This is a genomic window from Carnobacterium sp. (assembly GCF_049673005.1).
GTDB lineage: Bacteria > Bacillota > Bacilli > Lactobacillales > Carnobacteriaceae > Carnobacterium_A.
In genome coordinates this window covers 1-12,201 of record NZ_JBATXB010000125.1, presented here as the reverse complement: position 1 = coordinate 12,201, position 12,201 = coordinate 1, and the positions used below count along the sequence as shown (strand labels likewise).

At 36.2% G+C, this 12,201-nt stretch carries 14 protein-coding genes and 1 other annotated feature; of the genes, 1 reads left to right on the top strand and 13 read right to left on the bottom strand.

Annotated features, from left to right (window positions below; translation table 11 throughout):
• Positions 1-114 precede the first annotated feature (114 nt).
• A complete protein-coding gene (gene sufC / locus WBF61_RS09690; protein ID WP_424256049.1) occupies positions 115-888 on the bottom strand; it encodes a Fe-S cluster assembly ATPase SufC in 774 nt (257 codons plus the stop codon).
• Positions 889-1,137: 249 nt separating this feature from the next.
• On the opposite strand from sufC, the gene WBF61_RS09685 reads away from it, so the two are divergent.
• The gene (locus tag WBF61_RS09685; protein WP_424256047.1) at positions 1,138-1,866 is read left to right on the top strand and encodes a gamma-glutamyl-gamma-aminobutyrate hydrolase family protein; all 729 of its coding nucleotides are present in this window, start codon (positions 1,138-1,140) and stop codon (positions 1,864-1,866) included.
• A gap of 112 nt (positions 1,867-1,978) precedes the next feature.
• Here the strand turns inward: WBF61_RS09685 and WBF61_RS09680 are convergent, their stop codons facing one another.
• From WBF61_RS09680 to WBF61_RS09625, 12 genes are all read right to left on the bottom strand, one after another.
• Complete coding sequence (locus WBF61_RS09680) at positions 1,979-2,824, bottom strand: MetQ/NlpA family ABC transporter substrate-binding protein (protein ID WP_424256045.1); 846 nt, start codon at positions 2,822-2,824, stop codon at positions 1,979-1,981.
• 57 nt (positions 2,825-2,881) lie between these two features.
• Positions 2,882-3,511 (bottom strand): methionine ABC transporter permease, encoded by a 630-nt coding sequence (locus WBF61_RS09675; RefSeq protein WP_424256050.1) that lies wholly within the window; start codon positions 3,509-3,511, stop codon positions 2,882-2,884.
• Between the two features lie 58 nt (positions 3,512-3,569).
• The gene (locus tag WBF61_RS09670; protein ID WP_424256043.1) at positions 3,570-4,610 is read right to left on the bottom strand and encodes a methionine ABC transporter ATP-binding protein; all 1,041 of its coding nucleotides are present in this window, start codon (positions 4,608-4,610) and stop codon (positions 3,570-3,572) included.
• A gap of 72 nt (positions 4,611-4,682) precedes the next feature.
• Positions 4,683-4,944, bottom strand: a binding site (T-box leader).
• 57 nt (positions 4,945-5,001) lie between these two features.
• On the bottom strand, positions 5,002-5,358 hold the full coding sequence (locus WBF61_RS09665; RefSeq protein ID WP_424256041.1) for a glycine cleavage system protein H: 357 nt from the start codon (positions 5,356-5,358) through the stop codon (positions 5,002-5,004).
• A 13-nt stretch (positions 5,359-5,371) separates the two neighbouring features.
• The gene (locus WBF61_RS09660; protein WP_424256040.1) at positions 5,372-5,728 is read right to left on the bottom strand and encodes an arsenate reductase family protein; all 357 of its coding nucleotides are present in this window, start codon (positions 5,726-5,728) and stop codon (positions 5,372-5,374) included.
• Between the two features lie 46 nt (positions 5,729-5,774).
• A complete protein-coding gene (locus WBF61_RS09655) occupies positions 5,775-6,950 on the bottom strand; it encodes an FtsW/RodA/SpoVE family cell cycle protein (protein ID WP_424256038.1) in 1,176 nt (391 codons plus the stop codon).
• A gap of 126 nt (positions 6,951-7,076) precedes the next feature.
• Positions 7,077-8,075 carry a YihY/virulence factor BrkB family protein gene (locus tag WBF61_RS09650; protein WP_424256036.1) on the bottom strand — a complete coding sequence of 333 codons (999 nt, stop codon included), beginning with the start codon at positions 8,073-8,075 and terminating at the stop codon, positions 7,077-7,079.
• A gap of 47 nt (positions 8,076-8,122) precedes the next feature.
• Positions 8,123-8,353, bottom strand: coding sequence for a DUF2969 family protein (locus WBF61_RS09645; protein WP_424256034.1), 231 nt, complete (start codon positions 8,351-8,353; stop codon positions 8,123-8,125).
• A 171-nt stretch (positions 8,354-8,524) separates the two neighbouring features.
• Positions 8,525-9,172 (bottom strand): deoxyribose-phosphate aldolase, encoded by a 648-nt coding sequence (gene deoC / locus WBF61_RS09640; protein WP_424256033.1) that lies wholly within the window; start codon positions 9,170-9,172, stop codon positions 8,525-8,527.
• A gap of 151 nt (positions 9,173-9,323) precedes the next feature.
• A complete protein-coding gene (locus WBF61_RS09635; protein WP_424256031.1) occupies positions 9,324-10,226 on the bottom strand; it encodes a sugar-binding transcriptional regulator in 903 nt (300 codons plus the stop codon).
• A 172-nt stretch (positions 10,227-10,398) separates the two neighbouring features.
• Positions 10,399-11,514 (bottom strand): alanine dehydrogenase, encoded by a 1,116-nt coding sequence (ald, locus tag WBF61_RS09630; RefSeq protein WP_424256029.1) that lies wholly within the window; start codon positions 11,512-11,514, stop codon positions 10,399-10,401.
• A gap of 198 nt (positions 11,515-11,712) precedes the next feature.
• Complete coding sequence (locus tag WBF61_RS09625; RefSeq protein ID WP_424256027.1) at positions 11,713-11,910, bottom strand: YwbE family protein; 198 nt, start codon at positions 11,908-11,910, stop codon at positions 11,713-11,715.
• Positions 11,911-12,201 lie beyond the last annotated feature (291 nt).

Here is a 12,201-nt window from a genome sequence, read left to right as displayed (position 1 = left end):
AAAGCAGCTAAACGTAAATCCAACATCCAAGCTGGTTCATTTTTCATCATCGAAAACATCCGGACGTCGCCAAGAGTCTCTTTAAAGTCTATTTCTCTCATCTTGATTCCCTCCTTAGTCTTCCTCTAATTCAAACTCAATACCCAATTCATCACGGATGCCTTTGTAGCCTTCTGCTTCTAGACGTTTCGCTAATTCAGCTCCACCGGTTTTTACAATAATTCCATTCATCATCACATGAACCACATCAGGCGTCACATAATTTAATAAGCGCTGGTAATGGGTGATGATTAAGGCACCAAATGATTCCCCGCGCATCGCATTGATACCTTTGGACACTACTTTTAAGGCATCGATATCTAATCCTGAATCGATCTCATCAAGAATGGCAAATGTTGGTTCAATCATCATCATTTGCAAAATTTCATTCCGTTTCTTCTCGCCACCAGAAAAACCTTCATTCAAATAACGTTCAGCCATTTCTTCAGCCATATCCAATACGCCCATTTTTTCATCCATCTTACGAATAAATTGCATGACTGGAATTTTATTGTCATCGGCACGACGAGCATTAATTGCTGCTCTCATAAATTCTGCATTGGTAATCCCTGCAATTTCACTCGGGTACTGTACTCCTAAAAACAACCCCGCACGAGCACGTTCATCAACGGCCATCTCTAATACGTTTTCACCGTCAAGTAAAATCTCGCCTTTCGTTACCATATAACTAGGGTGTCCCATTATTGCGGCAGCTAAAGTTGATTTCCCTGTTCCGTTAGGCCCCATAATCGCATGAATCTCATTTGTTTTTAGTATCAAATCAACGCCTTTTAGTATCTCTTTATCTTCAATGGAAACATGTAACTGTTTAATTTCTAAAATAGCCATCATCAAAAACTCCTTTTACTTACTCTTTATTTATCGATCTTATTCTATCTACTCTTCTTCATTTTATCTGAACTAGTATCTATACGCAATCATGTTAGTACCAAACAACTTACTTTTATCATGTTAGTACCAAACAACTTACTTTTTCTAATTAAATAAGGTAAAATAAGGTAAGAAACGGCTAAGAAAAACTTTCCTCTTAACGATGACTCTTATTAATAGACTAACAAAAGAAAGTAGGATGGATAGATGAACAAACCACTTATTGGTATACCAGGAAATGTTTTACGTGGTCTTAAGGAAACCGAAGGACTGCCTATTACATATACACCACAAGGTTTTATAGATGGCATCCAGATGGCCAATGGAGTTCCTTTTGTTTTTCCAATCAGCCCACCAGAAGATGCTTCTTATTATGTAGACCAAATTGATGGCTTATTGTTAGCCGGAGGACAGGATATCACTCCTTTTTTATCAGGAGAAGAACCTCATTTAAAATTAGAAGCTACCGAACCTGCTCGCGATGCATTTGAACTAGCCTTAATAAAAGAAACCATCGCTCAGCATAAACCGATTTTCGCGGTGTGTCGAGGTATGCAACTGTTAAACGTAGCCTATGGCGGAACGCTTTACCAAGATTTGTCTGACTACAAGGAGTTAACGGTCCAACACATTCAAAAAACGCATTACACTTTTGGCTCACATACCATTACCTTGGACACCGAAAGCCAGTTAGGTCGTATTTTGGGAGCAACTTACTCTGTAAATTCTTACCATCATCAAGCTGTTAAAGAATTGGCTGAACCGTTTAAAGCCGTTGCTTGGAGCAAAGATAACTTGATTGAAGCTTTTGAATCAACCGATGCTGAAAAAGGAATCGTCGCGGTTCAATGGCATCCTGAATTAATGGTTGCAGTAGACAGTAAAATGCAACGACTGTTTACTGAGTTTGTTAAAAGAGCGTCTATCTCTTATTAAATAAAATAAAAAATAGGCTAGTAAAACGATTGATTGTAGCAATTCCTTAAGATGGTACTCTTTTAAGGAATATAGTCTACTTCACGTTTACTAGCCTATTTTTTTGTTAAATTTACTCTTTAACTGGAACGACTGCGCCATCCCACTCTTCTAGGATGTACTCTTGAACTTCTTTTGATTTCAATACTTCAATTAATTTTTTAATCGCTGGATCTTTTTCATCTTCTGAACGAACCGCTACAATATTTGCGTATGGAGAACTTGTGCTTTCCAATGCGATTGAATCTTCTAGCGGGTCAATGTCTTGATCCACTGCAAAGTTTGAGTTAATCGCTACTAGGTCGCCTTCTTCTTGTTGGTACAGTGTTGTCATTAAAGCTGGGTCATTTTCGTATTCAAATTCTAGGTTTTTTGTATTCTTATCAATATCATCAAACGTAGCTGTTGTTGGTTCAACACCTTCTTTTAAAGTGACTAAACCTTCTTCTACTAGGATACTAATGATACGGCCCCAGTCAGATTGACTGTTGCTAACTAAAACAGTTGCACCATCTTTTAAATCAGATAATTTATCGTATTTTTTAGAATATAAACCAAGCGGCTCAATGTGGATCGCTCCAGCATTAACAAAATCAAAATCATTTTCAGCAACGGCACTATTAAAGAATGGAACATGTTGGAAATAGTTGGCATCTAGATCGCCTTCATCTAACGCAATATTAGGGATAACGTAATCGTTATACGTTGTGATATCTAGTTTAATGCCTTCTTTTTCTAAAAGTGGTTCAGCAAATTCTAATATTTCTGCATGCGGTACATTGCTAGCCCCGATTTTTATTGTCGTTTCTTCATTTTTACTTGTTGTGTCCTTCTGATCTGCTGAATCATTTCCACAAGCTGCTAGTGTTAAAGATACTCCTAAAGTTAATACGGCTCCAAATACGAATGATTTTTTCATTTTCTTTCTCCCCTTTTTCTTTTAGTATTTTCTAAATCATAAAACCTACAGATGTATTTATCGTTTATCGATTCGTTTAACAGCAGTATCGCCAATAAATTGAATTGTAAAAACGATGATTAAAATAATAGCTGTCGCTACGAGTGTTACCGAAGGTTGATTTCTCTGAAAACCATCTAAGTAAGCTAAGTTTCCTAATCCACCCGCACCAATTACTCCGGCCATAGCGGTATAACCAACCAATGAAATCGTTGTAACCGTTAATCCAGAAACAATCGCTGGTAAACTTTCTGGGATGAGAACTTTATAAATAATTTCCCATTTGCTTGCTCCCATTGCTTCAGCAGCTTCAATAACGCCTTTATCAATTTCACGAAATCCGATTTCAACTAAGCGTCCATAAAATGGCGCTGAAGAGATGATTAATGCTGGTAAAGCGGCTATTGGGCCAATAATCGATCCGACTAAAGCTTTTGTAAATGGCATTATCAAAACAATTAAAATAATAAAAGGGATTGAGCGAAAAACGTTCACGAAGATTGCTACGATACGGTACAACGCTTTTGCTCCTGCAGTTTCCTTTCCGTTTGTTTCATATAAAAGTAATCCAAGCAAGAGTCCTAATAAAAAAACAATAATGACTGAACCGGCTGTCATTCCTAACGTCTGCAACGTCGCTTCTTGCATTTTTTCTACATCGATTTCTGAAAAATCGACATATTGGGTAATAAGATTCGTTCCTATTTTAAGATTCGATAACATGTTCAATCACCTCTACTCCTACTTTCATTTGATCCAATTGTTCAATGGCTTTTGCAACATTTAATGCATCACCCGTTAATTGAACATACAAGGAACCAATCGAACCTTTTTTAGCTTGTTGAATGTTCCCTTGAATAATGTTTAGCTCCACATCATAGTCACGTACAATTCTTGAAATGACAGGCATTCTAACTTGTTCTTCTTCAAATACAAGATGAACTAATTTCCCTTCAGGGTATTCCGTTAACATTTCTTCTATCACTTCATCTGTTTCTCCACTATCTGGATTCGCATCTTGACGAATAAAACGTTTTGTAATTTCTTGTTGTGGCTTTTTGAAAACGTCTAGTACATCTCCTGACTCAACAACTTTACCATCATCCATAACGGCTACTTTGCTACATATCTTCCTAACAACATGCATCTCATGTGTAATTAATACGATTGTTAAATTTAACCGTTTATTGATATCCAATAACAAATCTAAAACTTCATCGGTTGTTTGGGGGTCTAATGCACTTGTGGCTTCATCACAAAGCAACAAGGTTGGTTCGTTGGCTAGTGCTCTTGCAATTCCCACACGCTGTTTTTGTCCACCTGACAACTGAGTGGGATAGGCCTGTTCTCTTCCTTCTAGACCAACTAAACGTACTAACTCTTTCGCTTTTTCTTCACGTTTAGACTTGGGTACTCCAGCAATTTCTAGTGGGAACATGACGTTTTCTAGTACCGTTCTAGACCACAATAAATTAAAATGTTGAAAAATCATCCCAATCTTTTGGCGTTCTTTCCTCAGATTCTTACCTTTTAATTCAGAGATTACATTTCCATTAACGGTTACCGTTCCATCCGTTGGCAATTCAAGTCCGTTAAACATTCGAACCAGTGTGCTTTTACCTGCTCCAGAGTATCCAACAATACCATAAATTTCGCCTTCTTCGATTGATAAGTTAACTTGATCTACCGCTGTTAAATGGCCTTCTTTCGTTTGAAAAACTTTTTTAATATTCTTTAATTCAATCACTCACACTACTCCTTTCTAACTTTTCCAGATAAATAAAAAGACTTCCGTCCTTATATTAAGTCACCTACTTAATATAAGGACGAAAGTCGTTGCTTTCGTGTTGCCACCTTAGTTCGCTGATTCATCACTAAATCAACCTCATCCAGTACTCCGCCTATTGCAACTTGTATACTGTGGCACGTTATCGGGTGCTACCGGAATAAGCTTATGCTATTGCATTCACTCACTCTTGCTCAAAGACCATCTTCGGTTCTACTCCCACTACCTCTTTTCAGCAAACGAGGCTCTCTAAAAATGTTTGTAACGAACGTACTCTTCTTATCATCGCTTTTGTTATGTTATTGTCAACATTTTAACAGATGATTTTTCCTCTGTCAACCACAATCACGAATTAAATTTCATCCGAAAAAGCATGGAAGATTTCTTCATCTACATCTGTTAATTCAACAATCCAATTGTTTTCTTTATCGGCGCTATTTAATTTCTCGGGTTCATCTGCTAATGCCTCATGATAAGAAACCACATTCCCAGCAAGTGGAGTCGTTAATTCTGTCACAGCTTTAGCTCCTTCTACACCAATCAAACTGTCATTTAGAGCTACTTTGGTCACATCTGAGGGAATATCAATAAACATCACTTCCCCTAAATCGTCTTGCCCTTTTTCAGACAAGCCTATTCGATACTTTTCATCGTTTTTTAAAATCCATAAACCATTTTCACTGTATTTCATTTTTTGCGATTCAGTCATCTTATTTTCTCCTTTACTTTACCCACTCTTTTTCAAACTCTTCTTCTTTAAAACCAAGTGTGATTCTTTGTCCATCACTTACTAAAGGTCGCTTTATTAACATACCATCTGTTGATAAAAGTTCTGCGGCTTCTTCCACTGTCATTCCTGAGACCGTATCTTTCAAATTTAATTTACGGTATAGATTGCCCTTTCCATTAAAAAAATGGCTAATTGGCAAATCAGATGCTGTCATCCACGCTAGTAATTGTTCTTTTGAAGGAGGTTGAGCAATTAGGTCAATTACTTGGTACTCTATTGAATGGTTCTCCAACCATTTTCTGCCTTTACGACAAGTTGTACACAATTTATGTTGATAAAAGTTAAGCATCGTTCTTTTCTCCCTTCACGTTTACGTTCATTATGATATAGAGTCATTAATCAAACTTACTTTCATCCTCTGAGAACATATAGCTTCGGTAATGATATCTCATCGACATCACTAATCCGACACCCATCATATTTCCTAATAAAGCTGATCCACCTTGAGATATAAACGGTAGAGGAATCCCTGTCAACGGCAACATGCCGATGCCCATTCCAACATTTTCTAACACGTGAAATAGAATCATCATGATAACTCCAGTTGAGATGTACGCATAAAATTCATTTTTTGTATCGAAACAAATGCGAATCATTTGATAAATCAACAAGAAATAAATAAAGATTAAAGCAGCACTTCCAACAAATCCAAAATTTTCACCAATTGTTGAAAAAATCATATCCGACTCACGAACTGGAACATACACTTCTGAAACGCCAAAACCTTTACCAAAAATTTTTCCAGATCCGATGGCTTTCATGCTTTGGATTAGTTGATAAGCTGCATCTGCAGAGTCTTGATAGGGATTTAGCCAAGAATCAATCCGGGCAAATTGATACGATTTGAAACCAAAATTCAGCAAAACATCTCGGTTATACACAACAATAAACAACAGGCCTCCACCGATACTTGCTGCCGCTGCAAAAATAGGCAGAATAATTTTCCATGTGATACCTGACATCAATACGATACCGCCAATAATGGCCATAAAAACTAACGTCGTTCCTAAATCATTTTGCATTAGAATCAAAGCTAATGGAAAAACAGACGTCAGTAAAATTTTTCCAAATAATAAGAAGTCTGCTTTAGGAAAATGCTCTTCGTATTCACTGTTGTGCTTCGTTACGACACGTGCAAGCATTAAGATAAAGGCAATTTTCATAATCTCAGAAGGCTGAAATGTTAATGGACCTAATTTAAACCAACTTTTTGCTCCTGTAAAAGCTGCGGTAGGCCGGTCATAAAAAATCAGGACTAAGACCAGCAGCAATAGACCTATTCCGTATGCAACTGGAGCTAGTTTCCATAGTTGTTCAGAATCAAATTGCATAATGACAACAATAGCAATTGCTCCAATAACGTACCAAATAATCTGCATAATCGTCGTTCGTATTCCTTTGCCTTCAATTAGGTACGTAGTTGAAAAGAGAGTGGCTATACTGATAATGGATAACAATAGAATAGACAAAATTATACCGTAGTCTATTTTTGATTCTTTAGTCTCATTCATAATTTAAAATTTCTCCTTGTCTCTTCAGTCAAACAATAAAATAGTGTGTTTTGATTTCTTATTCATTATATAAGAAACCAGTCACAAAAAAAAGGGGAGTAGGATAAACTCCCAACTCCGTCTTATTTAGATTTCATCTTTAGTTCGTTCGTGTTCGTTAACTGTTTTTACTTTTATTAATTTAGTGCGTTGTGGATTAGCCGTCTCTTTCAGCTTATCTTTTTTAGTTTTCCCATTTTCTTCGTCTTCTTTTTCTTTTTTATATTCAGCAACTGTTTTATCATTTTTATATTGGAAATAAATAACGTTAATCAGTGCGCCTAATAAAAAGACAATGGCAGATAAATACAACCACAACATCAAAATAATGAATACTCCAAACGCTCCGCTACCTGATGCTGCACCTCCAGCAACGGATACATAAAACGAAAATCCTTGCGATAAGACTAGCCAACCTAATGCAGAAAACACAGCACCAGGAATAGAATACTTGAATGCTATTTCATGATTAGGCAATAACGAGTAAATCAATGTTAGAACCACTAATAAAACAACAGATAGAATTAACCATCTAAAACTAAGAATATCTTGAATGAAGGTTAACTTAATATCCAGGAGACCTTCAATAAAGCTTAGAATCTGTTCGCCAAACACAAACGCGAACATAATAACTCCAACCGCTCCAACAATCGCTAAATTAATAAGAAAAGAAACGATCCTAACAATAATAAAGTTCGTTCTTTTTTCTACACCGTATACTTCATTCAATACCAATTGAGTTGCGTTGAAGGCCTTACTTGCTGACCATAAAGATGTAATTAAACCAATGGAAACCACTCCACCGCGTGTTTGACTTAAAAAATCTAACAACATTGGCTGAACAATACTATAAATATCTGCTGGTAAAGCAGTCTCTAGATAAGGCAGTATATCTGATGCACTAATTGGCAAAAATGGAATTATATTCGCGACGACTAATAAAATAGGCGCAATCGAAAGCAAGATAAAATAAGCTAATTGTGCTGAATTAGGAGAAACTTGTGCTCTTTCCAAGTTTGGTTTTATAATGTCTAACCATGCCTTTGCTTTTTCTTTAAAAGAAGCCTCTTTTGGAATTGCAGTCACTAAACACCACACCTTTCTTGTCTAAAATTATACCCAATTTCAAGCTTTTATAGTTGATGTAGGTTGTAATCCATCAACAATTGGTTAATGCCATCATCAACTGTTCTTGCCTTAGTTTCTACCCCTGAATTGGTAATTACTGTTACTGTTTTGCCTTCTTCTTGTTGAATCAATCCGATTTGTTGTTTACCTGCCGATAAAGATAATTCAACGAATCCCTCTTTGTTATTGGCTGTTTCTTTTATTTCTACTTCGATTTTTTTATTTCCTTTTGTCATAAATAAGCTCCTTTAAGTTGGTTTCTCTTTTTTAGTATACTCTATTTCATTTCATTTTTCACTTCTCTTCCATTATGAAAAAATAAAAAAAGTTGAGATACCTACCTAAATGTAGATATTCCAACCTTTTGCTCCAGTTATTTTTTAGTTTAAATTTTCAAATTTGCTGCATTATTCAGAAACGATTGCTACTCCAGCACTCGCTCCAATTCTTGTTGCTCCTGCTTTAACCATAGCTTCAACATCAGCTTTTGAATGAATTCCACCAGATGCTTTAACACCAATTTTTTCTCCAACTGTTTTTCTCATCAATGCGATGTCTTCTTTTGTTGCGCCACCAGTTGAAAATCCAGTAGATGTCTTCACGTAATCTGTTCCAGCTTTCACTGCTAGTTCACAAGCGCGCACTTTTTCTTCATCTGTTAATAAGCACGTTTCAATAATGACTTTTACTAAGGCTTTTCCTTTAGCAGCTTCAACGACTTTTTGTATATCGTTTAAAACTTGGTCATCTTCTTTAGATTTTAAAGCACCGATATTAATAACCATATCCACTTCTGTCGCTCCGTTAGTGATAGCATCCGTTGTTTCGAATACTTTTACTTCAGTTGTATTCGCTCCTAATGGAAAACCAATAACTGTACAAACATCAACGTCTGAACCTTTTAGTTGTTTTGCAGCCTCTGTTACCCACGTTGGGTTTACGCAAACAGAGTAGAAACCATATTCCTTAGCCTCTGCCGTTAATTTTAAGATTTCTTCTTTTGTTACACCAGGTTTCAAGGCTGTATGATCGATTAGGTTAGCTATTTTATTCATCTATCTATTCCTCCTAATTTTTAGTTGATTTTTTTAGTCAATCTCACCATTGAACATATGCTCTAACCATCGTGAAATTACGTTCACTAATTGATAAGTCTATTGTATCTCAAATACAACAGGATGTAAACGTTCAACTCGAGCTTGCTTTCTATTCCTTCCACTCAAGAAGATCTTTTGCAGTAAATTGGTCAATCACTAATACGTTAGCGTATTTCCCTTTTAGTGCCCCATCAATAGCCGCTAATTTCCTATGGCCCCCGGCTACTAAAATAGATTTGTCCTTTTGTCTTAATTCTTCTAATTCAATCCCCATTGTACGATTATTTATCTCTTCGTTGCTTATCTCTCCTTTTTCGTCAAAAAAACGAGAGCAGATATCGCCAACAGCCTGTTCTTTCAAAAGCATTTGTTCCTCTTGATCAAAGTACCCCAACCGAAACAACAAGGCGTTTTCTCTAACTGTCCCAACTGTAAATATCGCTACCGTTGCTTGTTTCCCTTTTTCGATAATATAGTTCATATGCCGGTCTTGTTCAACTAATTTTTTAGTTGTAACATGATCAAAGATAACTGGTAACAATAAATTTAAGGGAGTCGTTTGAAAAGCACTAGAAAATAAAGAGAGCGTTTCATTAGCGTAAGTTTGAACAGCTGAGTGACTTATCCCACCTTTTAACTGAACAACTTCGACTCCACTAACTTTTTTAGGTGTTAATTTCCTAGCAATTTCATACATGGTTGTACCCCAGCTCACGCCCAAGACTGTCCCATCTACAACAACTTTCTCTAAATATTCCGCTGCAAAACGTGATAAATAAGTCGTGATGGTTTCGTAATCCGATTCAGGGGAAAAGACAACATGAGCTTCTTTTAATAAATATTTTTTCTTTAATCCTTCTTCTAAATGAGCAAGATCAAAAAAAGGATCAACAATTTTTATTTGAACATAGCCTTTATCTTTAGCCATTTTTAATAAACGAGAAACGGTCGCTCTTGACATGCCAAGTTTCGTTCCAATCTCTTGCTGGCTATAGTCCGATTGATAATACAACTTAGCTACTCCAATCATCAGCTGTTCTTTGGATTCATTTGTTATAGGACCCCTCCTCATCTTGTTGTTTTCACTTAGTATAACGGATTCCAAACCTTTGTGGAATAGCTTTTATTCAGATTTAGATAGAAAAAAGCTAAACCTTTTTCAAGGCTTAGCTTTTTAGCGTTCATTATTTTTTAAATAACGTGCTTGCTTCGACAAATTCCATATCTAAGGATTCTGCAACTTCTTTTTTAGTTAACTTGTGATTCATAACGTTAATACCGCCATAAACAGTTGTATTTTCTTGTGCTGCTTGTTCAATACCTTTTCTAGCGATTTCTAATGCATAAGGAATTGTAACATTTGTTAAAGCCATTGTAGATGTTTTTGAAACAGCTCCTGGCATATTAGCAACTGCATAATGAAGAACGCCGTGACGAGTATAAACAGGGTTATCATGGGTTGTTATTTTGTCAGCCGTTTCAACAATTCCACCTTGATCGACTGCGATATCCACAATGACTGATCCGGGTTCCATTGTCTTAACCATTTCTTCTGTTACTAATGTTGGCGCCTTAGCACCAGGTATTAGTACAGCACCAATAACTAAGTCCGCTGTTTTAACTTGCTCTGCAATATTAAATTCGTTTGACATCAATGTTGTAACAGAGTTTCCAAAAATATTTCCTAGATCAGAAAGACGAGTAGGATTTACATCTAAAATCGTTACATCTGCACCAAGACCTACAGCCATTTTAGCTGCATGCATCCCTGAAACGCCACCCCCAATAATAACAACATTCCCTGTTGATACTCCTGGTGTACCGCCTAGTAGCAGTCCTTTACCGCCGTAAGTATTTTCTAAAAATTGCGCTCCGATTTGAACAGCCATACGACCCGCTACTTGACTCATTGGAGTTAATAGTGGCAATACGCCGTCTTTTACCATTGTTTCATAACCAATGGCTGTAACACCTGATTCAACTAATTTATCTGTTAACTCTTTAGCTGCTGCTAAGTGTAAATAAGTGAATAAGATTAAACCTTCGCGGAAATAGTCATACTCTGCAGGTAGTGGCTCTTTTACTTTGATAACCATATCTGCTGCCCAGATGTCTGCGGCATTTTTCAACATTTTTGCTCCTGCATCTACAAAAGCTTCATCAGTAAAGCCTGCTGTTTTTCCGGCTAATTCTTCAACAAAAACTTCGTGACCTGCTTCTACAAGGCTATGAACTCCTGCTGGCGAAATAGCCACTCTATTTTCATTGTTTTTAATTTCTTTAGGTATACCGATTATCATATTATTTTCCTCCTATTAGAACTATGCTGAGCTCAATTCGAACAGCTTTCCTTAACATTGTACCGCTTATTTATATAAAAGTGAAATAAGAACCTTGGTGCCCTTTCATCAAAAAGGTTTTAATCCTTTTCATGAAAGCATCTAAACGTTTTATTTTTTTTTTTGATTTAACCCTGTATTGCCGTGATTTCTATCTATTTATTCGATTATTTTTTGCACTCTTCCGACTTGATCATTCTCTTTTAACATAACTTTTATTCCATGAGGATGTTGTGCACTATTCGTCAAAATTCGTTTAACATGCCCCCTTGTTAGCGTGCCTGTACGTTGATCTTTTTTTAGTACAATATCAACTAATGAATCTATTTTTATGTTTACTCTTTTCTTTCCATCCATCTTAAATTCTCTCCTTTATTTTCTTCCAATTTATTTTTTATTGTACCATAGATTTTCTAATGCGCTTTTTGTCTTTTTAGTTATTTTTTAATCGCTTTATATTAGTATTCAATTAAATTACTTTTCAAATACACAAACATATCGCATAATAGTAACGGACAGGAGGATATATTCTTGACGTACAATCGAACAATTGATGTTGTAAAAGGACTTGCGATTCTTTTTGTTATCTTCATACACAGTATAACAAACGAGTTTATACTGGACATTGGTGGACCTTTTTATATTTTA